14 protein-coding genes, 1 tRNA gene and 1 pseudogene are annotated in these 22,005 nt (G+C 74.6%); 8 read left to right on the top strand and 8 right to left on the bottom strand.

What is annotated here, in order from left to right; all coding sequences use genetic code 11:
• Both ACWGJM_RS37930 and ACWGJM_RS37925 read right to left on the bottom strand, forming a co-directional pair.
• On the bottom strand, positions 1-1,013 hold a 1,013-nt coding region (locus tag ACWGJM_RS37930), incomplete at its 3' end, for a HAMP domain-containing protein (protein WP_453416307.1).
• Positions 1,014-1,274: 261 nt separating this feature from the next.
• Entirely contained in the window at positions 1,275-2,252 is a 978-nt protein-coding gene (locus ACWGJM_RS37925) for an alpha/beta hydrolase (RefSeq protein ID WP_453416306.1), read from the bottom strand.
• 258 nt (positions 2,253-2,510) lie between these two features.
• Between ACWGJM_RS37925 and ACWGJM_RS37920 the strand changes: the two genes are divergently transcribed.
• Positions 2,511-3,593, top strand: coding sequence for a helix-turn-helix domain-containing protein (locus ACWGJM_RS37920; RefSeq protein ID WP_453416305.1), 1,083 nt, complete (start codon positions 2,511-2,513; stop codon positions 3,591-3,593).
• Between the two features lie 244 nt (positions 3,594-3,837).
• Here ACWGJM_RS37920 and ACWGJM_RS37915 read toward each other — a convergent pair whose 3' ends face one another.
• Positions 3,838-4,734 (bottom strand): helix-turn-helix domain-containing protein, encoded by an 897-nt coding sequence (locus ACWGJM_RS37915; RefSeq protein WP_453416304.1) that lies wholly within the window; start codon positions 4,732-4,734, stop codon positions 3,838-3,840.
• Between the two features lie 122 nt (positions 4,735-4,856).
• Here ACWGJM_RS37915 and ACWGJM_RS37910 point away from each other — a divergent pair, with 122 nt between their 5' ends.
• On the top strand, positions 4,857-7,619 hold the full coding sequence (locus ACWGJM_RS37910) for an AAA family ATPase (RefSeq protein WP_453416303.1): 2,763 nt from the start codon (positions 4,857-4,859) through the stop codon (positions 7,617-7,619).
• On the opposite strand, the gene ACWGJM_RS37905 is transcribed toward ACWGJM_RS37910, so the two are convergent.
• Positions 7,525-10,365, bottom strand: a complete 2,841-nt coding sequence (locus ACWGJM_RS37905) for an AAA family ATPase (RefSeq protein ID WP_453416302.1) — start codon at positions 10,363-10,365, stop codon at positions 7,525-7,527. The genes ACWGJM_RS37910 and ACWGJM_RS37905 overlap by 95 nt on opposite strands.
• 161 nt (positions 10,366-10,526) lie before the next feature.
• On the opposite strand from ACWGJM_RS37905, the gene ACWGJM_RS37900 reads away from it, so the two are divergent.
• The 4 genes from ACWGJM_RS37900 to fdh all read left to right on the top strand — a co-directional run bounded on the left by ACWGJM_RS37900 (position 10,527) and on the right by fdh (position 16,384).
• The gene (locus ACWGJM_RS37900; RefSeq protein ID WP_453416301.1) at positions 10,527-10,895 is read left to right on the top strand and encodes an ANTAR domain-containing protein; all 369 of its coding nucleotides are present in this window, start codon (positions 10,527-10,529) and stop codon (positions 10,893-10,895) included.
• 134 nt (positions 10,896-11,029) lie between these two features.
• Positions 11,030-11,968 carry a 4Fe-4S dicluster domain-containing protein gene (locus tag ACWGJM_RS37895; RefSeq protein WP_453416300.1) on the top strand — a complete coding sequence of 313 codons (939 nt, stop codon included), beginning with the start codon at positions 11,030-11,032 and terminating at the stop codon, positions 11,966-11,968.
• Positions 11,965-12,993 (top strand): NrfD/PsrC family molybdoenzyme membrane anchor subunit, encoded by a 1,029-nt coding sequence (gene nrfD, locus ACWGJM_RS37890; RefSeq protein ID WP_453416299.1) that lies wholly within the window; start codon positions 11,965-11,967, stop codon positions 12,991-12,993. The genes ACWGJM_RS37895 and nrfD overlap by 4 nt, the downstream gene beginning before the upstream one ends.
• Before the next feature lie 130 nt (positions 12,994-13,123).
• A complete protein-coding gene (gene fdh, locus ACWGJM_RS37885; RefSeq protein ID WP_453416298.1) occupies positions 13,124-16,384 on the top strand; it encodes a formate dehydrogenase in 3,261 nt (1,086 codons plus the stop codon).
• Here the strand turns inward: fdh and selD are convergent, their stop codons facing one another.
• Complete coding sequence (gene selD / locus ACWGJM_RS37880) at positions 16,385-17,401, bottom strand: selenide, water dikinase SelD (RefSeq protein WP_453416297.1); 1,017 nt, start codon at positions 17,399-17,401, stop codon at positions 16,385-16,387.
• A gap of 34 nt (positions 17,402-17,435) precedes the next feature.
• On the opposite strand from selD, the gene ACWGJM_RS37875 reads away from it, so the two are divergent.
• Positions 17,436-17,529, top strand: a tRNA-Sec gene (locus ACWGJM_RS37875).
• Positions 17,530-17,611: 82 nt separating this feature from the next.
• Here ACWGJM_RS37875 and ACWGJM_RS37870 read toward each other — a convergent pair.
• Both ACWGJM_RS37870 and selA read right to left on the bottom strand, forming a co-directional pair.
• Positions 17,612-19,312 (bottom strand): annotated as a pseudogene (locus tag ACWGJM_RS37870) (GTP-binding protein); the annotation flags it as partial.
• A 5-nt stretch (positions 19,313-19,317) separates the two neighbouring features.
• Entirely contained in the window at positions 19,318-20,661 is a 1,344-nt protein-coding gene (gene selA, locus ACWGJM_RS37865; RefSeq protein WP_453416296.1) for an L-seryl-tRNA(Sec) selenium transferase, read from the bottom strand.
• Positions 20,662-20,786: 125 nt separating this feature from the next.
• Between selA and ACWGJM_RS37860 the strand changes: the two genes are divergently transcribed.
• A complete protein-coding gene (locus tag ACWGJM_RS37860; RefSeq protein ID WP_453416295.1) occupies positions 20,787-21,026 on the top strand; it encodes a hypothetical protein in 240 nt (79 codons plus the stop codon).
• A gap of 235 nt (positions 21,027-21,261) precedes the next feature.
• Here ACWGJM_RS37860 and ACWGJM_RS37855 read toward each other — a convergent pair whose 3' ends face one another.
• On the bottom strand, positions 21,262-21,756 hold the full coding sequence (locus tag ACWGJM_RS37855) for a hypothetical protein (protein WP_453416294.1): 495 nt from the start codon (positions 21,754-21,756) through the stop codon (positions 21,262-21,264).
• Positions 21,757-22,005: the final 249 nt, after the last annotated feature.

Below are 22,005 nucleotides of genomic sequence, written 5' to 3'. Positions count from 1 at the left end.
AACGCCGAGAGCTGGTCGACCATCGTGTTGATGGTGTTCTTCAGCTCCAGGATCTCCCCGCGCGCGTCGACGGTGATCTTCTGCGACAGATCGCCCTCGGCGACGGCGGTCGCCACCTGGGCGACGTTGCGCACCTGGGCGGTGAGATTGCCCGCCATGAAGTTCACCGAGTCCGTCAGGTCGCGCCACGTGCCCTTGACGCCCTTGACGTCGGCCTGGCCGCCCAGCCGCCCCTCGGTGCCGACCTCGCGGGCGACCCGGGTCACCTCGTCCGCGAACGCCGAGAGCTGGTCGACCATCGTGTTGATGGTGTTCTTCAGCTCCAGGATCTCCCCGCGCGCGTCGACGGTGATCTTCTGCGACAGATCGCCCTTGGCCACGGCGGTGGTCACCTGGGCGACGTTGCGCACCTGGGCGGTGAGATTGCCCGCCATGAAGTTCACCGAGTCCGTCAGGTCGCGCCACACACCGGCGACACCGGGCACCTGGGCCTGGCCGCCCAGCCGCCCCTCGGTGCCGACCTCGCGGGCGACCCGGGTCACCTCGTCCGCGAACGCGGAGAGCTGATCGACCATCGTGTTGACGGTCTCCTTCAGCTGGAGGATCTCGCCGCGCGCGGGGACGTCGATCTTCTGCGACAGATCGCCCTTGGCCACGGCGGTCGCCACCTGCGCGATGTCCCGCACCTGCGTGGTGAGGTTGCCCGCCATGGCGTTGACGGAGTCCGTCAGGTCGGCCCAGGTGCCGGAGACGCCCGGTACCTCCGCCTGACCGCCGAGCGTGCCCTCGGTGCCGACCTCCCGGGCCACGCGGGTCACCTCGGAGGTGAACACCGACAACTGGTCGACCATGCCGTTGAAAACGGTGGCGATGTCGCCCATGAGCCCGTCGGAGTCATCGGGCAGGCGTGTCCCGAAGTCGCCGTCCCGGACGGCTGTCAGACCCGCGAGGAGTCGCCTCAGCTCCTGGTCACCCGGAACCGCCTCGGTCACCTCGGTCGCCTTGCCGGCCATGCGTCCCCTCGTTCCGCTCCCCAGAGCCCCCGGTCGAAGGCTCGGAACCGTACCGGGAACGCTCTGCGGCCCGGCCGTTCGTACACGCGTTTCCGCAGTTCACGGATGTGTCCACGGAGTGAAAATACGTCGCAGGCTAACCCAGGCGCACGACCGCCGACAAAGCTTCCGGCCATGTTCCCGCTGCCGGGAGGCCCATGAACGAACGGCAGGCATGGGCAGCGGAGAGCGGGGTACTCGTGCGGGTTTTCCCGCAGTGGTTCAGGCCGTGTGCAGGGCGGCGTGCAGCGTGTCCGTCACCTGGATGCGGGCCGCTCTGGACGCGAGTGTGCCGCGCAGCAGGTCGAACAGGACAAATCCGTGGATCGTGCCGTGGTAGCGGACGGACACGACCGGGACGTCCGCCTCCCTCAGCCGTGCCGCGTACGCCTCACCCTCGTCGCGCAGCACATCGGCCTCCGCGGTGAGGACGAGCGCCGGCGGCAGCCCCCGCAGCCGGCGGACGGCCGCGCGCAGCGGGGAGACGGTGTCGTGCGTGCGGGTCAGCGGGTCCGGGGCGTACTGCTGCCAGTAGCCGCACATGGCGGCACGCCCCAGGAAGTAGCCGTCCGCGAACTGCCGGTAGGACGGGGTGTTCATGGCCGCGTCGGTCACCGGGCAGACCAGCACCTGGTGGCGCAGGCCCGGCCCGCCGCGCTCCCGCGCCACGAGGGTGACGGCGGCCGCGTGCTGGGCGCCCGCGCTCACGCCCACGACGGCCATCCGGCTCCCGTCAAGCCGGCATTCGCCGCCGTGCCGGGCGATCCACCGGGCGACGGTGTACGCCCGCTCGACGGCGCCCGGGTGGCAGGCATCCCGCGGCACGTCGTACTCGGGGACGACCACCGCGGCGTCCGCGCCCAGCACGAGGTCGGCGACCAGTTTCCGGTGCGCGTAGGCGTCGGTGAGCATCCAGCCCAACCCGTGCAGGTACAGCACCACGGGCAGCGGCTCGTCGGCGCCGGCCGGGCGCAGGATCCGTACCCGGATGCGGTTGCCGTCGCCGCCCGGCAAGGCCAGCCACTCCTCCTCGAGGTCGGGCTCGTCACGGCCGCCGCCGTTCCACAGGGCCGCCATACGCGCCCGGGAGGCCGTCGCGTCGGCGGTCACCGGCGTGGGGCAGGTGTACTCGGCGACGAAGTCGCGTGCCCGTCTTTCGAGGACGGGCGTCGCCCGGACGGCCGGCACGTCTTCTTCCACGGGAACTCCTGCCTGAGGGGCGAACCATGGGCCGTTCGCCACCCTAGGGGCGCTTCGCCGGAAGCGGGCGGGGGCCACCGTACTCATCCGTGTCGCTGCGTGCACACTTCATGCGCCCGGTCAGGGATGTGCAGTCATATGACCTACCGCCTCTCACGGTCACCGCCGAAGAATCGTTCTCACGGGCCGTGGACAGGGGCGACCGTCCCCCCTCGCACGCCCGCGCACCGCGATCCTGGACGGCTGAAGGGAGCCGAAGTGAGCGCTCGAACCGAGACGGCCGCGGCGCCGGGCACCGGAGCGTCCCGCGAGGTGGCCGCCGCCGTTTCGCGCTGGCTCGCACCGGTCGTCGAGCACAGCCTGGGGGACGGGCCCGCACGGGGCCGCGTGACGGGGCACCACCTCGGTTACGTACGGATGCTCGCCTGGGAGACCGGAGCGCTGCGCCTGACCCGTGGCGCGCGCTCGATCGCGCGAGACGCCGGAGACGCCGTCGCCCTGGTGATCCCCCTGCACGGGACCGTGCGGCTCGCGCAGGACGGGCGGGGCGCCTGCGTCGAGAGCGGGCAGCCGGCCCTGATCGACCTGCGCCGGGCCTTCTCGGTCGAACAGCGGGACCGGGCCCGGGTGCTCGTCCTCCGCCTGCCGGCCCACGCCCTGCACGTGCCGGTGGCCCACCTGCGGTCCGTGACCGCCCGCGCCCTGACGCCGGCGGGCGGTATGGCCGCGCTGCTGGCCACCGTGCTGCCGCATCTGGAGCAGTCGGCTCCCCGCGTCCCGCCCGCGGTGGGCGAACGGCTCGGGGGGATCGTCACGGAGCTGGTGGCGGCCCTGGCCGACGAGCTCGCCGAGCAGGCGGACCGGCCCGCGGAGACGGGACGGGACCGGCTGGTCACCGGGATCCGTGAGTACATCGACCGGCATCTGGAGGACCCCGAACTGTCCGCGGAGCGCATCGCCGCGGCACATCTCATCTCCGTCCGCTATCTGCACCGCCTCTTCCAGGGCGAGGGGATCACCGTCGGGCGGCTGATCCAGCGGCGCCGGGTCGAGGAGTGCGCGCGGGAGCTGGCCCGGCGCGGCCGGGTGAGCCCGTCCGTCTCCGTGGTGGCCGCCCGCTGGGGCTTCGGCAGCGCGGCGCACTTCAGCCGCGCCTTCAAGGCCGTCCACGGGCACGCGCCCCAGCAGTGGCTCCGGCTGGCGGACACACCGGCGACCGGGGCCTACACGGGCGGCCGGCCCGCCGACAGCGCCCCGGGCAGCGAGGACGCCCCCGGCCCGGTCACGACGGCCGGGTCACGACAGCCCGGCGGCTCCGCCTGGGCCACCCGGCCCTCCTGAAGTCCCCCCTGGCCGGCCGTCCCGGACGAAGCGCCCTCCGGTCAGCCGTCCTTCCTCCCGGAGCCCCGGGCCGGCCTCGACCGGGGCCGGCACGGCCAGTCGGCCCGCCGACAGCGCCCCGGCAGCGAGGACACCCCCGGCCCGATCACCACGGCCGGGTCACGACAGCCCGGCGGCTCCGCCCGGGCCACCCGGCCCTCCTGAAGTCCCCTTTGGCCGGCCGTCCCGACGAAGCGCCCTCCGGTCAGCCGTCCTTCCTCCCGGAGCCCCGGGCCGGCCGGAGCCGGGCGTCGCGCCAGGCGCTGGGTGAGACGCCGTACGCCGCACGGAAGCTGCGGCTGAAGTGGGTGGCGCTGGCGAAGCCCCAGCGTCGGGCGACCGCGGAGACCGTGGTGTCGCTCCGCCCGGGGCGGGCCAGTTCGCGCCGCGCCTCCTCCAGGCGGCGGTGCTGGATCCAGCGGCCCACCGTGCTGCCGTGGTCCTCGAAGAGCTTGTGCAGGTAGCGGATCGAGATGTGCTGGGCGGTGGCGAGGGCCCCCGGTGTCAGTTCCCGGTCCCACAGGCGCGCGTCGACGTGGGCACGCAGGTGCCGGACCAGGCTGTCGCGCCCCTCGCCGCGGTCCCGGGGCCCGGCGTCCGCGTCCTCGACGGCGAGCAGCGCGACCAACTCGGCGACGGTTCCGGCCAGATGGAGGGCCGTCCGGGCGGAGTAGGTCTCCGTCGCCCCGGCGACCTCCCGCACCAGGGAGCCCAGCAGCGGCGCCACCGAGCCCCCGGCGAACGGGGCCCGGCCGCTCAGGGCGCCGGCCTGGGCGTCGGTCAGGGTGAGGGCGTACCGCGGTATCCGCACCAGGTGCAGGGTGACGTCGTCGGGCGCGTGCAGCGCGAAGGGCTCCGCCGCGTCGCAGAGGAAGAGGTCGTCGGGCCCGCAGGGCTCCGCGCTCCCCCGGCGGACGAGGGTCGCCCGGCCGGAGGCGTACAGGCCCAGCAGCAGCGACGCGTCGGCGGCGGCGCCGGGATCGTGGACGTAGGACTGTGCCGTACCCCGCACCGTGGACACGTGCAGGAAGCCGAAGCTGTGGGCGGATGCGGGTGTCAGGCTCATACGGCCCCCTGGTCGACGCGTTCGTACGGCGTCCATCCTGCGGCGGCACCGGACCGGCGAGGCGGCGCTCCGGCCATCCCTGCGGGCACAGGCAAGAGCTGTGCACGCTCGGGCAACGCGGCGGTGCCACGATGGCACGGGGACGAAGGAGGGGCACCGTGGGACGAGGACACGGCGACACGGCCCTCGTCGGCAGGCGTCGTGAACGGGCGGCTCTGGAGCGGTCCTTGGCCGGTGCGCGGTCCGGGGCGGGCGGCTCGGCGACCGTACTGCGCGGCGACGCCGGCATCGGGAAGACCTCGCTGCTGGACTGGACGGCCGCGCGCGCCGCCGAGCAGGGGTTCACCGTCCTGCGGGCCGGGGCCGAGGAGGCGGACGCCGGCATCGCGTTCGGGGTCCTGCACCAGGTGCTGGGGCCGCTGCTGGAGGACTCGCGGACGCTGCCCCGGCAGCAACGGCACGCGCTGGAGCGGGCGCTGGGGCTGCGGGACCGGCTGCCCTCCGGCGGTTTCATGGTCGGCGCGTCCGTGCTGGCCCTGCTCGCTCAGGAGGCGCGCCGCCGCCCGGTGCTGATCCTCGTCGACGACCTGCACTGGGTGGACGCCTCCAGTGCCGCCGTCCTGCTCTTCCTGCACCAGCGGATCACGGACCTGCGTGCGGTCATGGTGTGCGCCGGCCGTCCCGACGGCCAAGCGCTGGAGGGCCGGCCCGTCCATCCGGTGGACGTCGAGGCGCTGTCGCGCGAGGAGTCGTGCGTGCTGTTGCGGCGCTGGCATCCGGGGCTGACGTCGGCGACGGCCGAGCGGGTGATGGACGAGGCGGCCGGCAATCCGCTGGCCCTGGCGGAGCTGCCCGGCCAGTTGGCCGCCGAGCACCGCAGGGGCGTCGTACCGCTCCCGGAACGCCTTCCGCTCGGTCGGCGGCTGGAGGCGGAGTACGTGCGACGGCTGCGCTCGCTGCCCGCGGACGCGGCGCGGGTCCTGCTGCTCGGCGCGCTGGAGGGCAGCGGCGTCGTCCAGGAGGCCGTGCCCGGCGGCCGGGGCGGTGCGGAGCGGACGCTCGGCCACATCGAGGGCAGCGGTCTGGCCCGGCTGGACCACACCGGGCGGCTGGTCTTCCGGCATCCCCTGGTGCGCAGCGCCGTGATCGCCGCCGCCTCGGACGCGGAACGCCGGTCCGCCCACCGGGCGCTGGCCGAGCGGCTCGCCGAGGACGACCCGCGCCGGCTGCTGCACGAGGCCTCGGCCGCCGAGGAGCCGGACGAACGGCTCGCCGCCCGGTTGCAGGAGGCGGGGACCCGGATCGCGCTGCGCGGCGGCGACGCGGAGGGCGCGCTGCTGCTGGACCGCGCGGCGGCCCTGAGCGCCGACCCCGCACAGCGGGCGCGGCGGCTGACCTGGGCGGCGGTGATGTCCGCCCGGGGCGGGCGGCTGGCGTACGCGGCGCGACTGGTGCGGGAGCTGCGGCGGGGACCGGTACCCGAGGACGTCGCCCCGCTGTTCGCGTACGCGGTCGTGTACGTCGACCAGAGTCACCATGTCGACTTCGACTCCTCGTTCTCGCTGCTGCCCCGGGCCCTGGCCGCGCTGACCGCCCCCGGCGCCCCGGTCTTCGGCGACCTCGTGGAGCAGATGGTCTTCAAGCTGCTGCTGGCCGCCGCGTACACGGGCGACCCGAGGGGGTGGGAGACGCTGCGGCGGCACCGTGCGCACGTCTCCCCCGCCGCCCGGCTGTGTCTGCGCGCGTGGGCGGACCCGCCGCGCACGGCGCACGGGGCGGAGGCGGAACTGCGGGCGCTGGTGGCGCGGTCGGCGGCGCGACGGCAGACGGGCGGCGCCTGGCTGCTGCTGTGGACAGCCGCCGCGGTCGACGGTGCCGACACGGCCCTGTGGCGGCTCCTCGCCGGGGAGCACGCCTACGCCACCCAGGGCTCCCTGGCGAAGGCGAGGTGTTATCAGGGGTTCCTGCGGGGCCGTTGGGAGGCGGCGCAGGACTGTCTGCGGGAGGCCGAGACCGCGGAGGAACTGGGCTACCACACCAACGCGCTACTCTTCCGCCACTATTACGCGCACTTCCTGGCCGGCCGCGGGGACGAGCGGGGCCTGGCGGAGGCGCGGGCGCGGATCGAACCGGCGGCGGCCAAGGCGCGGATGCGGTTCGTCACGGACCGTCTGGACCACCTCGACGCCCTCGTCGCCCTGGCCCACGGGCGGTACGAGGAGGCGTACACCCGGCTGCGCCGTCTGATGGCCCCGGGCGACCTTCCGCACGGCCTGCCCTGGTTCCACCTGCCGTTCTTCGACTTCGTGGCCGCGAGCCTGCGCTGCGGGCGGCGGGCCGAGGCGCTGGCGCACGTCGCGGCCGGGCGGGCGGCCCGGATGGACGCGATCTCCGCGCACCACGCGTTCCTGCTGGCCGCGGCGACCGCGCTCACGACGGAGGACGCCGCGGCGGACGCGGCCTACGCGGCGGCTCATGCCGTGCCGGGCGCCGGCCAGTGGGTGTTCGACCTGGCACGGCTGCGGCTGGCGGACGGCTCCCGGCTCCGCCGTCTGGGCCGGCGTGCGGAGGCGGACGACCGGCTGCGCGCCGCGTGCCGCGCCTTCCGGGATCTGGGTGCCGGTCCCTGGGAGGAGCAGTGCCGGGCCGCGCTCGGCGCCCTCGGGGACACCGACTCGCTGGGCTCCGGTCCGCTCACGGCGCAGGAGCTGCGCATCGCCCGTCTCGTCGCCACCGGGCTGACGAACAAGGAGGTCGGTGCCGTGCTGCGGCTGTCGCCCCGGACGGTCGGGGCGCACCTGTACCGCATCTTCCCGAAACTGGGGATCACCTCACGGGCCGCCCTGGCACGGGCCCTGCCGGAGGACGGGGTCGGTGCCGGGTCTCCGCCAGGGCTCGGGCCACTCCGCCGCGGGTCGTGATGCCGAGCTTGGGGAAGATCTTGTAGAGGTGGCCGCCGACGGTACGTGGTGACAGTCCGAGCCGCTCGCCGATCTGGCGGTTGGTCAGCCCCTGGGCCGCGAGTTCGGCGATCCGCAGTTCCTGCGCGGACAGCAGCGGATGCGGTACGCAGGCGTCATCCGGTGCCCCGCTGCCCGTGTCCGGCCCGTCGAGGGTGCGGGCGGCCCGTTCGGCCCAGGGGGTGGCGCCGAGGCGGGTGAAGGCGGTGAGCGCGGCGCGGAAGTGGCCGGTGGCGGCCTCGCCCCGGCCGCCGCGGAGGAGCCGTCCGCCATGGGCGAGGCGGGCCCGGGCGAGCGGGAAGGGCCGACCACCGGCGCCCGGGTGGGCGTACACGGCCTCGAACATCCCGTCCGCGTCCTCGTCCGCGGCCGCGAGGGCCTCCGCGACGGCCACCAGGAAACCGTGGTGGTCCGAGACACGGGCGATTCCGGATTCCCGGACCGCCCGCAGGTGCCGCCGGGCCTCCTCCGGGCGCCCGCTGTCGACGGCGGCCTGCACCCAGTCGAGCAGCGACAGGTGGAACCAGGGGGTGCGGGAGGGGACGGTGCCGGGCGAGGTCAGGCGCCGCGCGTACCGCCAGGCCTCCTCGGTCCGGCCGTGACCGAGCGCGCACAGCATCTCCAGCGCCCGCAGCCGCTCGGTGACGCGACGCATCCGCCGCTCCCGCGCCATGGTCCCGAGGGTCGGTTCCAGCGCGGCGAGACCGGCGCGGTCCCCGCGGGCGGCGAGCACCTGGGCGACGTTCAGCAGGAACAGCATCTCGTCGAAGGCATGGCCGTGGGCTGCGGAGGTCTCGGCGCCCCGGCGGGAGACGGTGAGCGAGGCCTCCCAGCGGCCGCGCAGGAAGTCGTCGTGTGCGCGCAGGACGTCGACGAAGGCCTGGAGGGCGTACGCCTGGTGGGGTTCGAAGCGGCGCCACAGCGCGCGGTGCTCGCCGACGACGTCGAGGGCGGCGGCCGTCCACAGCAGGAGCCGGGCCGCGGCGCTCGCCCCGTCCTCGGGCAGGGCGGCGACCGCCTCGCGCAGCCGGTCCGGCAGGTCGCTCTCGTCGCGGTACGGCCCCGACCAGGCCCGCAAACACAGCGCCGCCGGCTCGGAGGCGCCCGTCATGTGGTGTTCGGCGGCGGCCCACGCCCGCTCGTCGCCGGTGTGGACGGCGACGACGATGAGCAGCAACAGCATCGGTTCGCGCAGCCCGGCGCGCGGCTCCCCGGCCCCCGACGCGACAGGGTGGTCGAGGGCGCCGGGCAGCAGTTCGACGGCGGGCGTCGGATCGCCGTCGAGCTGGAGGCGGGCGCAGGCGACGGCGAAGGCGTGCGCGGCGGTGGGCTCGGGCCGTCCCGGGCGGGCCTCGGTCTCGGCCTCGGCGGCGAGATCCGACGCCGCGCGAGGCCGTCCGCCCCGAGCGGCCATGGCGGCCGCGGCGACGAGGCGCGAGACTCGGCTCGCCGGGTCCGGGCTCAGGCCGGCCGCCCGCGCCATCAGGGCCGCCGCCTCGGTGTCGGCGCCGTGCGCGGCCGTGCGGCCGGCCTCCGCGTGCAGCAGCCCGGCCAGTTCGCCGTCGGGGCCGACGGCGGCGGCCGCCAGGTGGGTGAGCCGCCGGGTGCTGTCGGCGGGGAGGGCGTCGGCGAGCAGCCGGTGTGCCGCGCGGTGCTCGGCCGGTGTGGCGGTGTGCAGCAGGCAGGCGCGCACCAGTGGATGGTGGAACACCAGGTGGCCGGCCCGCGGATCGGCGTGGGCCAGCCCGGAGGCCTCGATGTGCGCCCAGGTCTCCGTCCAGGGCGCAAGCGCATCGCGCGCCGTCAAGTCCCGTAGCAGCGACAGGTGTTGCGTGAACGTTCCACCGAGGGCAGCCACCAGCAGCAGGTGCCGGGCGCCGTCCGGAAGAGCCCGCAGCCGGTCCTCGTAGAGGCGTCCGAGACGTTCACCCAGCGGTAGTTCGTCGAACAGTTCGGCGATCCCGGTCGTCCCCGGGCTCGGCAGCTCGTGCAGCGCGAGCGGGTTGCCGCCGGCCGTGCGCAGGACCCGGCGGCGCGTCTCCTCGGGCAGGTCCGGGTGGAGGGTGCGCAGCAGCCGCTCGGCGTCCCGCTCGGCCAAGGGCATCAGGTCGATCACCCGGCCGGGCGGTCCGCCGGCGCCGTCACCGCTGTGCCGGGCCGCGGCTCCGGTGGGCCGGGTCGCGCCGATGACGACGACGGGCAGCGGGGCCAGGTGCCGCCGGACGTGGTCGAACACCGCGAGGCTGGACGGGTCGGCCCACTGGATGTCGTCCAGGAGCAGGGCGACGGGTCGGCGCGCGGCGGCCCGGGCGAGCAGGGTGAGGGCGCCGTCGGCCACCGTGCGGCCCTGCGGCGGTGTGCCGTCCCGTACGCCCAATGCGCTCTCCACGGCGTGCCGTTGGTCCTCCGGCAGGGCCTCGGTGTCGTCGAGCAGCGGCCAGAGCACCTGGTGCAGGGCGGCGAACGGCAGGCCCGACTCCGCCTCGGCGCCGGTCATCCGCAGCACGCGCAGACCGGCGCGTCGGGCCGCGGCCTCGGCCGCCTTCAGCAGCGCGGTCTTCCCCATCCCGGGATCGCCCCGCAGCACGACCCACGTACCGGCGACCGCGATGTCCGCCAGGGCCGACTCGATCACGGCGATCTGCGCGTCCCGGCCGGCCGGCACCGGCCCCGCGTGCCGTTCCCCGGGCATGCCCGCAGCGCTCATGAGCCCCCGTTACCCCGCCCTCGTTCCACACCGCCCGGCCGCTCACCCAGTAGACCAGACGGGCGTCGGGCGAGACGAAGCGCACATGCGCGCGCTCGCGTGAAGCGGCGCTTCAAGGGCAGCAGAAGCCCCGGCTGCTCGCACCACAGAAGGGGGACATCATGGCGTTCTTCACGATTTCCAGGCACCGTCCCCTTGCATTGCTGTCCTCGACGGACCTCGCCATGGAGTACGAGCGGCTGGCGGAGGAGAGCGCGCAGCTCAGGCAGGCCGTCACCTCGCACGCCGTCATCGACCAGGCGATCGGCGTGGTGGTGGCCGTGGCCCGGATCGCCCCGGAGGAAGGCTGGCGCGTCCTCAGGGACGTCTCGCAGCGCACGAACACGAAACTGCGCACCGTCGCCGATCACATCCTGGACTTCGGGCAGGGCGGCATCCTGCCGGAGCCGATACACACCGAACTGAGGCTGGCCCTCGACCGCTACGGGATCCACTGCCGCACGACGCCCGCAGAGCCCGACGAGGAGTGAGCCGCCGGTCCCGGCCGGGTCCCGGCGCCGTTTCGGGCGAGCGGCGGACGGGCACCCGTGCCAGGCTCGGAAGGGAGCGCTCCGGGTGAGGGGCGGGACTTCGCCGTGCCGAGCCGCGAGCGAGGAGGTTCCGAATGGACCGGGACAACCAGTGGTACGGACCGCAGCCGGACGTGGCCGGTGCCGCCGGGTACGCCGACGCCCCGCCGCGCGTGGGGTTCTTCACGGACACCTCCGTCTGCATCGGCTGCAAGGCGTGCGAGGTGGCCTGCAAGGAGTGGAACGCCGTGCCCGAGGACGGCCTGGAGCTGACGGGCATGTCGTACGACAACACCCAGGGCCTCGGCGCGGACACCTGGCGGCATGTGGCCTTCATCGAGCAGCGCAGGCTTCCGGTCGGCCCGGAGTCCGCGGCCGCCCAGGAGGGCGTCGACGTCTTCGAGGCGGCGCGCGGTCTCGGCGCACCGGCCGGGACGATCGCCCCCGTGGCCCCCGACGGGCGGACCGAGCTGCGCTGGCTGATGTCCTCGGACGTCTGCAAGCACTGCACGCACGCGGCCTGCCTCGACGTGTGCCCCACCGGCTCGCTGTTCCGGACCGAGTTCGGGACGGTGGTCGTCCAGGAGGACATCTGCAACGGCTGCGGGTACTGCGTACCGGCCTGCCCGTACGGCGTCATCGACCAGCGGAAGGGTGACGGACGCGCCTGGAAGTGCACCCTGTGCTACGACCGGCTCGGCGCCGGCATGGAACCGGCCTGCGCCAAGGCGTGTCCGACCGACTCCATCCAGTTCGGCCCGCTGGACGAGCTGCGCGAGCGGGCGGCGGGCCGTGTGGCGCAGCTGCACGCGGCCGGGGTGAGCGACGCCCGGCTGTACGGCGAGAGCCCGGAGGACGGCGTCGGCGGCGACGGGGCGTTCTTCCTGCTGCTGGACGAGCCGGAGGTCTACGGTCTGCCACCGGACCCGGTGGTCACCACCCGGGACCTGCCCGCGATGTGGCGGCATGCCGCGGCGGCCGCCGTATCGCTCGTGGCGATGACCGCCGTCAGCTTCGTCAGGAGGCCGCGATGACCGGTTCGGACGTCACCCGCGGCGGCGTGGAGGGGGCGCGGCCCGAGCGGGAGGCCGCGCCGGGGGCCCAGGCCGGACGGCGCCGGCGGCGCCGGGGACGCGGCGGACGCGGCGAGCAGCCCATGGTGCCGGACGCCGAGTTCTCGTCGTACTACGGCCGGCCGATCCTGCACGAGCCGACGTGGAAACCCCTCGACATCGCCGGATACCTCTACCTCGGCGGGCTCGCGGGGTCCTCCTCGCTGCTCGCCGCCGGGGCGCAGGCCACCGGGCGGCCCGCGCTCGCCCGGTCGGCGAAGCTGGGCGCGGTCGGCGCCATCACGCTCTCGCTGGGTGCGCTCGTCCACGACCTGGGGCGGCCCACCCGGTTCCTGAACATGCTGCGCGTCCTCAAGCCCACCTCGCCGATGAGTGTGGGGTCGTGGCTGCTGGCCGGCTACGCGCCGCTCACGGCGGTCGCGGCGGCCACCGATGTCGCGGGCCGCTACCGGCTCGTGGGTTCCGCCGCGACGGCGGCGTCCGCCGCCCTCGGTCCGGCGGTCGCCACGTACACCGCCGTGCTGATCGCGGACACCGCCGTGCCGTCCTGGCACGAGGGCTTCAGGCAGCTGCCGTTCGTCTTCGCGGGTTCGGGAGCGAGTGCGGCGGCCGGGCTTGCCCTGGTCTGCTCCCCGGCGGACCAGGCGGGGCCCGCGCGCCGCCTGGCGGTCCTCGGGGCCGCGCTGGAGCTGGGCGCCTTCCGGGCGATGAAGCGGCGCATGGGCCTGGTGGCCGAGCCGTACGAGGAGGGCAGGGCGCGGGTGTTGCTGCGGACGGCGGAGCTGCTGGCGGCGGGCGGGGCCGCGCTCGCGGCCTGCGCGGGACGGTACCGGGACCGGCGTCTTGCGGTGGCGGCGGGCGCCGCCCTGCTGACGGGTTCCGCCGCGCTGCGGTTCGGCGTCTTCCACGCCGGGGTGGCCTCCGCGCAGGACCCCAGGTACACGGTCGTACCGCAGCGGGAGCGGCTGGCGGCCCGGTCCCGCTGACGACTGTCGTTTCGGCGGTGGCCCTCCGGGTACCTGGTCGCGGATGCCGGGTCGGCCCCGCGGCGGGACAATGTCCGCAGGAGGAGCGGGAGCAGCCGACCGCGGCACCGGCACCGAAAGGGCGCAGGGCATGGGCGTACGCACCTGGATCGACTCCTGGCCGGTCTACCGCCAGCTCACGGGGACGGACCCGCTGGGCCGGGGTTCGGCGGCCAAGAGCGGGACCAGTGCGCGCCTCACCCCGCGGGTCGCCACCGCCGACCGGGTGGTGAAGTCGGTGTGCCCGTACTGCGCGGTGGGCTGCGGCCAGAACGTGTACGTCCAGGACGGCCGGGTCACCCAGATCGAGGGCGACCCCGACTCCCCCATCTCGCGGGGGCGGCTGTGCCCGAAGGGCTCCGCGAGCCTCCAGCTGACCACCGGTGACGCCCGTGAGCACCAGGTGCTCTACCGGCGTCCGCACGGCACCGACTGGGAGCGGCTCGACCTCGACACGGCCATGCACATGATCGCCGACCGGGTGATCGCGGCCCGGCGCGCCGGCTGGCAGTGGGAGGTCGACGAGACCCGCACGCGACGCACCCTCGGCATCGCCAGCCTGGGCGGAGCGACGCTGGACAACGAAGAGAACTACCTGATCAAGAAGCTGTTCACGGCGCTCGGGGCGATCCAGATCGAGAACCAGGCCCGCGTTTGACACTCCTCCACCGTTCCCGGTCTGGGAACCTCGTTCGGTCGCGGCGGCGCGACCACCTTCCAGCAGGACCTCCAGAACTCCGACTGCATCGTCATCCAGGGCTCGAACATGGCCGAGTGCCATCCGGTCGGGTTCCAGTGGGTGATGGAGGCGAAGGCCCGCGGCGCGAAGGTGATCCACGTCGACCCGCGCTTCACCCGCACCAGCGCGCTGGCCGACCTGCACGTGCCGCTGCGCGCGGGCACGGACATCGCCTTCCTCGGCGGGATCATCAACTACGTCCTGAGCAACGACAAGTACTTCCGTGACTACGTCGTGGCCTACACCAACGCGCCGGTGATCCTGCGCGAGGACTTCCGGGACACCGAGGACCTGGACGGGATCTTCTCCGGCCTCGACACCGACACCCGCAGCTACGACAACCACAGCTGGCAGTACGAGGGCCTGGACGTGGAGGCCGCCGCGGGCCAGCGCGACCAGCACTACGACGAGCGCACCGGCGGCGGCAGCTCGGTGAGCAAGGCCGCGCGCGGCGAGGCGCACGGCGCGGGCGGCGCGGCGATCGGCGAGGGCGAGCCGGAGCGGGACGAGTCGCTGACCGACCCGCGCTGCGTCTTCCAGGTGCTCAGGCGGCACTACGCCCGCTACACGCCGGAGATGGTCGAGCGGATCTGCGGGGTGCCGCAGGACGTCTTCCGCCGGATGTGCGAGCTCGTCACGGAGAACTCCGGACGGGACCGGACCACGGCCTTCGCCTACGCGGTCGGCTGGACCCAGCACACGGTGGGCGTCCAGTACATCCGCGCGGCCTCCGTGCTGCAGAGCCTGCTCGGCAACATCGGCCGGCCGGGCGGCGGCATCCTCGCGCTGCGCGGGCACGCCTCCATCCAGGGGTCGACGGACATCCCCACCCTGTTCAACCTGCTCCCCGGCTACATCCCGATGCCGCATGCCCACCAGAACCAGGACCTGGACGCCTTCGTGCGGGCGGACGCGGCGCCCAAGGGTTACTGGGGCAACATGCGCTCCTACCTGGTGAGCCTGCTCAAGGCGTACTGGGGCGACGCCGCGACCCCGGACAACGACTTCTGCTTCGACTACCTGCCGCGCCTGACGGGCTCCCACGCCACCTACGACACCGTCATGGCCCAGCTGGAGGGCACCTGCAAGGGGTACTTCCTCATGGGTGAGAACCCGACCGTCGGCTCGGCCAACTCCAAACTTCAGCGGCTGGGCATGGCCAACCTGGACTGGCTCGTCGTCCGGGACTTCTCCCTCATCGAGTCGGCCACCTGGTGGAAGGACGGGCCGGAGATCGAGACGGGCGAGCTGCGCACCGAGGACATCCGCACCGAGGTGTTCTTCCTGCCCGCCGCCGCGCACACGGAGAAGGCCGGCAGCTTCACCAACACCCAGCGGCTGCTCCAGTGGCACCACCAGGCCGTCGAGCCGGCCGGCGAGGCGCGCAGCGATCTGTGGTTCACCTACCATCTCGGGCGGATCATCCGGGAGAAGCTCGCCGGGTCCACCGACGAGATGGACCGGCCCGTGCTCGACCTGACCTGGGACTACCCCACCAAGGGCTTTCAGGCCGAGCCGGACGCGGAAGCCGTCCTCGCCGAGATCAACGGCCATGACGGCGACGGCAACCCCCTGTCGTCGTACGAGCAGCTGAAGCCCGACGGCTCCACCGCATGCGGCTGCTGGATCTACTGCGGGGTGTACGCCGACGGCGTCAACCAGGCCGCCCGCCGCACACCGGGCCAGGAGCAGGACTGGGTCGCGGCCCAGTGGGCCTGGGCCTGGCCGGCCAACCGGCGCATCCTGTACAACCGTGCCTCGGCGGACCCGGACGGCAAGCCCTGGAGCGAGCGCAAGGCGCTGGTGTGGTGGGACGCGGACCAGGGGCAGTGGACCGGCCACGACGTCCCCGACTTCAAGAAGGACAAGTCCCCCGGCCACCGGCCGCCGCCGGACGCGGAGGGCCCCGAGGCACTGTCGGGCACGGACGCGTTCATCATGCAGGCCGACGGCAAGGCCTGGCTGTACGCGCCGTCCGGGCTGACCGACGGCCCGCTGCCGACGCACTACGAACCGCAGGACTCGCCGTTCCCCAACCTGCTGTACGGCCGGCAGCGCAACCCCGTACGGCAGTTGCTGCCGCCGCACCCGGACAACCGCTACCAGCCCAGCGGCAACGAGCCCGGCTCGGAGGTGTTCCCCTACGTCGCCACGACCTACCGGCTCACCGAGCACCACACGGCGGGCGGCATGTCCCGCTGGCAGCCGTACCTGGCGGAGCTCCAGCCGGAGTTCTTCTGCGAGGTGTCCCCGGAACTCGCCGCCGAACGCGGGCTGGAGCACACCGGCTGGGCGACGATCGTCAGCGCGCGGGCCGTCATCGAGGCGCGGGTACTGGTCACCGACCGGGTTCCGCCGCTGACCGTGCACGGGCGCACCCTGCACCAGGTGGGGCTGCCCTACCACTGGGGGCCGAACGGCTACAGCACCGGCGACGCGGCCAACGAACTGGTGCATCTGTCCCTCGACCCCAACACCCACATCCAGGAGACGAAGGCGTTCGCCGTCGACATCCGGCCGGGTCGCCGCCCCCGGGGCCCGGCCGCGGTGGAGCTGGTGCGGGTCTACCGGGCGCGGGCGGGCATCGACGAGCGGACGGGCACGGAGCTGTGATCACCTGAGCACGATCGAGTGGGTTCCGCGCGGCACCAGCTCCCCGACCACCGGCGCTCCGGGCACCTCCCCGGCCACCAGCAGCCCGCCCGAGGTCTGGGCGTCGGCCAGCAGCAGCCGGGTGTCGGCGTCCGTGTCCCCGAAGTCCGTGAACGGCGCCACCCACTCCAGGTTGCGCCGGGTGCCGCCGCTGACGTACCCGTCGCGCACGGCCTCCCGGGCGCCGTCCAGGTAGGGCACGGCGGCGGTGTCCACCACGGCGGTCACGCCCGACGCCCGGGCCAGCTTGTGCAGATGGCCGAGGAAGCCGAAGCCGGTGACGTCGGTGGCGCAGGAGGCGCCGGCGGCCACGCCGGCGGCGGACGCGTCCCGGTTGAGCGCCACCATGGTGGCGACCGCCTGCTCGAACCGCTCGCCGGTGGCCTTGTGCCGGTTGTTCAGTACGCCCAGGCCGAGGGGCTTGGTCAGCGACAGGGGCAGGCCGGGACGGCCGGCGTCGTTGCGCAGCAGCCGCCGGGGGTCCGCGAGACCGGTGACGGCCATGCCGTACTTGGGTTCGGGGTCGTCGACGCTGTGTCCGCCGCCGACGTGGCAGCCCGCCTCCGTGGCCACGTCGAGTCCGCCGCGCAGCACCTCGCGGGCCAGGTCGAAGGGCAGCCGGTCGCGGGGCCAGGCCAGCAGGTTCACGGCGACGAGCGGACGGCCGCCCATCGCGTAGACGTCCGAGAGAGCGTTGGCGGCGGCGATGCGGCCCCAGTCGTACGGGTCGTCGACGACGGGCGTGAAGAAGTCGGCGGTGGACACCACGGCCGTGTTCTCCTGCCCGGGAAGCGTGACGACGGCCGCGTCGTCACCGGTGGCCAGCCCGACCAGGAGCGGGCTGTCGGTCCCGGCGAGCGAGGGTGCCGTCAGACCGCGGACGACGTCCTCCAGCTCGCCCGGCGGGATCTTGCAGGCGCAGCCGCCGCCGTGGGCGAACTGCGTGAGCCTGACGGCTGCTTGGCGGGTCGGTGTCATGCCGGTCTCCTGGGGAACTAGCCTGGCGGTCGGTGGAGGCGTGTGGGTGCCTGGTGGCCCTCCCGGTCTTCAAAACCGAGGTGCCCGAGGATCTCGGGCAGGCGGGTTCGATTCCCGTCCGCCTCCGCTGCCCGGAGCGTCGCGGCAACGCCGGCGCTGCTCGTCCACCCGCTCGGTGTGTCCCCGGGTGTCCAGGAACTCCAGCAGCGGCACGGCGACCCGGCGGGTGGTGCCGAGTGCCCGGCGGGCCTCGCTCAACGTGAACGGCTGGGGCAGCCCGCGCAGGACGGCCACGGCCTGCTCGTCCGCGCCGGGGAGCAGCACGATGCCGTCGGCGATCTTCAGCAGCGCACCCGCCGAGACGGCGGCAGCCAGCGCCCTGCGGTTCAGTCCCAGCCGCGTCAGCCGGTCGGCCTCGGGCGCGCGGAAGGGCGTACGGGCCAGGTCGTGGCGTACGGCGTCGACGGCCGCCGCGATCGGCGGTGGCAGGGTCGGGCGGGTGCTGCCGGGGCCGTACAAGCGGCCCTGGCGGCTGGTCAGCCGCGGCTCGCCGGGGGTACGGGCGAGGGCGTCGACGAGGGCCCGGTCGGGCAGGCCCAGCAGGTGGCGGGCCGCCTCGGTGGGCAGGCCGGGCTCCAGGGGGTGGGCCTCCGCGTGCCGGGCCACCTCCGCAGCCAGGCGCTCGCGCAGTGCCGTCCAGTGCGTCTCGTCGGCCAGCCAGTCCCCGGCGACGGGCGCGGAGGGCGGCGGCACGCCCATCGCGAGGAGGTCCGAGCGGCGCACCAGACCGCGCCTGCGCAGCTCCGCCACGCCGTCCGGGCGGCCGGTCATGGCCGCGAGTGCCGCCGCCCGGGCCCGCCCGGCGCCCCGCCGGGCCAGCCGTGGCGGCCGTACGTCCAGCACGGTCACCCCGCACGGCGTGCGGCCGCCGCCCGGCTCGCGCAGCACCGCGCGGTCGCCGACCCGCAGGGGCAGGGGGCGGGCGAGGGTGAGCCGGGCGGTGTCCGGGCCCAGCGGGCGGACGGTCACGGGGGCGGCGGCCGTACCGATGTGCAGGGTGACCGTCCGGGGCAGGTCGTCGACCGGCTCGCCGACGACCCGGGCGTCCACCAGGCCGGTCGTCAGCCAGCGGCCGGGGGTCAGCAGCGCCTGTCCGCGGCCGAGCGCACCGTCCGAGGGGCCGTGCACTTTGACGGCCACCCGTGCCACACCGCTGACCTCGGAGCGTTCCTCGTGCAGGCACTGGAGACCGCGCACCCTCAGCTCGGCGGTGCCGTCCGCGGTGACGAGGTGGTCGCCCACCCGGAGGGTGCCCGCGCCGAGGGTGCCCGTCACCACGGTGCCGTGGCCGCGCACGGTGAAGGCGCGGTCCAGCCACAGCCGTACGTCCGCGTCGGCGGGCGGCACGGGCAGTGCTCCGGCCAGGCGGGCCAGTTCGGCGCGCAGGTCGTCCAGTCCGGCGCCGGTGACCGCGCTCACCGCTACGGACGGCACCTTGCCGAGCGAGGTCGCGGCCATGCGCTCGACGGCCTCGGCGCGCACCGGCTCGGGGTCCGCCAGGTCGCTGCGGGTCACCGCGAGCACGGCGTGCCGCACGCCGAGCGCGTCCAGGATCGCCAGGTGCTCCTGGGACTGCGGCTGCCAGCCCTGGTCGGCGGCCACCACGAACAGAACGGCGGGCACGGGCCCGACCCCGGCCAGCATGGTCGCGACGAACCGCTCGTGACCCGGCACGTCCACGAAGGCGAGGTGCTCGCCGTCCGGCAGGAGCCGGGTCCAGACGAAGCCGAGGTCGAGGGTGAGTCCCCGGCGCCGCTCCTCCTCCAGGCGGTCGGGTTCCATCCCGGTCAGCGCCCGTACCAGCGCCGACTTGCCGTGGTCGACGTGCCCGGCGGTGGCCAGCACCCGCATGGCGGCTACCTCCCCGCGACCGACCGGACGGCGTGGGCGAGGCGCTCGTCGTCCTCCGGCGGCACCGCCCGCAGATCGAGCAGGCAGCGGCCGGCCTCCAGGCGCCCGACCACGGGGACCCGGCCGGTGCGCAGGAGCGCGGCGAACCGCTCCGGCAGGGACAGCGCGGCGCTGGGCAGGGCCACGCCGGGCGCGCCGCCCCCGCCGACCGTCGCCGCGCTCTCGACGGCCCGTGCGTCGATGCCGTCCGCGTTCAGCGCGGCGGCCAGCCGGTCGGCGCGCGACCGCAGCAGTGTGGGATCCGCGGCGAGCGCGACGGCGGTCGGCGTCGGAGGGCCGGTGAGCGTGGCCTCCAGGGCGGCCAATGTCAGTTTGTCGACACGCAGGGCGCGGGCCAGGGGGTGCCGCGAGAGGGTGGAGACCAGTTCCGCGTCGCCGAGCAGCAGCCCGCACTGCGGTCCGCCGAGGAGTTTGTCGCCGCTCGCGGTGACGAGCGCTGCGCCGTCGCGCAGCTGGGTCTCGGCGTCGGGCTCGTCGGGCAGCAGCGGATGCGGCTCGAGCAGCCCGGAGCCGATGTCGACGACCACGGGGACGCCCAGCGCCGCCAGTTCACCGACGGCGGCGGCGCGGGTGAAGCCGGTGATGCGGAAGTTGGACGGGTGCACCTTCAGCACGCATCCCGTCCCGGGGCCGATCGCGGCGGCGTAGTCGGCGGCGGTCGTCCGGTTGGTCGTGCCGACCTCGCGGAGCCGGGCCCCGGTGGAGACCAGGAGGTCGGGCAGCCGGAAGCCGTCCCCGATCTCCACCATCTCCCCACGGCTGATGACGATCTCCTTGCCGGCGGCGAGCGCGGTGGCCACCAGGACCAGGGCGGCGGCACCGTTGTTGACGACGTGCGCGGCGCCGGCCGACGGCACCCGGTCGCACAGGGCGCGCAGGGCGGAGCGCCCCCGGCGGGCCCGCGACCCCGTCACCAGGTCCAGCTCGACGTCGGTGGGGCCGGCGGCCTCCCCGACCGCCTGCCGGGCCGCCGCCGACAGCGCGGCCCGGCCGAGGTTGGTGTGCAGCAGCACCCCGGTGGCGTTGATCACCGGGCGGAGCCCGCCCGCCGTGCCCGGCAGCAGCGCGACGGCCGCGTCCGCCACCCGCTCGGGCGGGACGATACCGGCCCGCGCCCGCTCCTGCGCCTGCCGCACGGCCGTCTTCACCACGGCCCCGCCCAGCCGTGCCACCGCCTCGGACAGCCGCGGATCGCGCAGCACGGCGTCGGTGCGCGGGATCCGCCGGCGTACGTCGGGGTCCGCCGGGACGCTACCGCCCGTCGCTTGCGATGCGACCCGCTGCTCCATGGAGCCCTGCCTCTCCGGCCCTGCCTGTGGCTCTCCGCGGTGTTCCCATCGTCTCTCAGTGCCCCGTGCCGGTGGTTCGACACGCCGGACGTTGCCGACGCGGGGCCCCGGGTACTCGACGGCGCATGAACGACAACGATCGCGACCACCGCGACGACGACAGGGAAGCGGCCGAGCGCGCCGCGCGGGAGCAGACCGAGGCGGACCGGGAGCGCGAGGCCTCGCGTCCGTTCGACTACCCGTACCCGGAACGCCGGTCGAACGTCCGGGCCCGCCGCCGCATCAGCGCGGCGGATGCCGACGCCGACATGCCGCCGGGCGTCCCCGGCGGCTACGGCTCGACCGGCGGCGGCCAGAACCACTGACGGGGCCCGGACACGACCGGGCTCACGTCTCCTCGTCCACGCGGATAGCGTTGGGCAGGTCCTCGTGGGCCTTGCCGGTCTTGCCCTCACTCTGCTCCAGCAGGTCGCTCGGAGTTCGAGACCGGCGGCGTGGACGGCGACGAACGCGGCCACCGGGGCGAGGCAGAAGCAGTAGCGCCGGGTACCCGCCCCGGCATCGCATGCGCGCCAGGGCGGGTACTGGCGCAGGAGGGCGTCAGCCGGCCTGCTTCAGGCCGGTGATCTTCTTCGTCCTCAGGTCGGACTGGACGTCGATGCGGGTGACCTGCGCGTCGGAGCCGTCGCCCCAGGTGAGGGTGACCCTGCTGGTCGCGTGGCCGGCGCCCGAGCCGGTGTAGGCGACCTTCCACTTCACCGGCACGTTCTGCGCGAACAGGATGCCGTCCGCGTGTTCCTTCGCCTCGTACGCGGCGACCTTCTTCTGGGCGGCGGCGGACAGGTAGAAGGAGCGCAGGGCCTTGGCGTTCGCGGCCGCCGCCGGGTCCTCGTTGTCCCAGACGGAGTCGATGTAGGCGCCGTAGAAGTCGGCGACGCGCTGGTTGACGTCGCGCGGGTCGCCCTGCACGGTGGCGGCCGCCGCCGCCCGGGTGTGGTGGCCGACGCCGGTCCCGGCGAGGGCCGGGGTCACGGCGGCCAGGGACAGGGCCGCCGTGACGGTGGCGGCGGTGAGCAGGTTCCTGCGGGTGCGCATACGGATGGCCATTGTTTTTCGTTCCCCCGGTGCATTCGGTTGTTCGGTCATGACGGCGAAGGCGTTCCTCGCCGTCGGCGGATCCTAAGACCGCATTCCCACCGCGCCGGTTCCCGCGATTTCCGGGAATTCATCCGCGTACCCGAAACGGATGAATGGTTGCGTCGAATTCCGGCCGCCTTGTCACCTCGATTTCCTCGACTATCAGTTGGTTCGGCATTTCCCGGGGCACCGAAGTGAGCGTGCGCC

Source organism: Streptomyces sp. NPDC054834 (genome assembly GCF_053611185.1).
Note: the sequence above shows the minus strand (reverse complement) of the source record. Positions and strands in the feature narration are given on the sequence as shown.

Excerpts from the sequence above, each read along its gene's own strand:
- ACWGJM_RS37915 (WP_453416304.1), bottom strand. The coding sequence starts at position 4,734 with ATGGACGCCGTACGAACGCGTCGACCAGGGGGCCGTATGAGCCTGACA.
- ACWGJM_RS37905 (WP_453416302.1), bottom strand. The coding sequence starts at position 10,365 with ATGAGCGCTGCGGGCATGCCCGGGGAACGGCACGCGGGGCCGGTGCCG.
- ACWGJM_RS37900 (WP_453416301.1), top strand. The coding sequence starts at position 10,527 with ATGGCGTTCTTCACGATTTCCAGGCACCGTCCCCTTGCATTGCTGTCC.
- ACWGJM_RS37895 (WP_453416300.1), top strand. The coding sequence starts at position 11,030 with ATGGACCGGGACAACCAGTGGTACGGACCGCAGCCGGACGTGGCCGGT.
- nrfD (WP_453416299.1), top strand. The coding sequence starts at position 11,965 with ATGACCGGTTCGGACGTCACCCGCGGCGGCGTGGAGGGGGCGCGGCCC.
- selD (WP_453416297.1), bottom strand. The coding sequence starts at position 17,401 with ATGACACCGACCCGCCAAGCAGCCGTCAGGCTCACGCAGTTCGCCCAC.
- selA (WP_453416296.1), bottom strand. The coding sequence starts at position 20,661 with ATGGAGCAGCGGGTCGCATCGCAAGCGACGGGCGGTAGCGTCCCGGCG.
- ACWGJM_RS37860 (WP_453416295.1), top strand. The coding sequence starts at position 20,787 with ATGAACGACAACGATCGCGACCACCGCGACGACGACAGGGAAGCGGCC.
- ACWGJM_RS37855 (WP_453416294.1), bottom strand. The coding sequence starts at position 21,756 with ATGCGCACCCGCAGGAACCTGCTCACCGCCGCCACCGTCACGGCGGCC.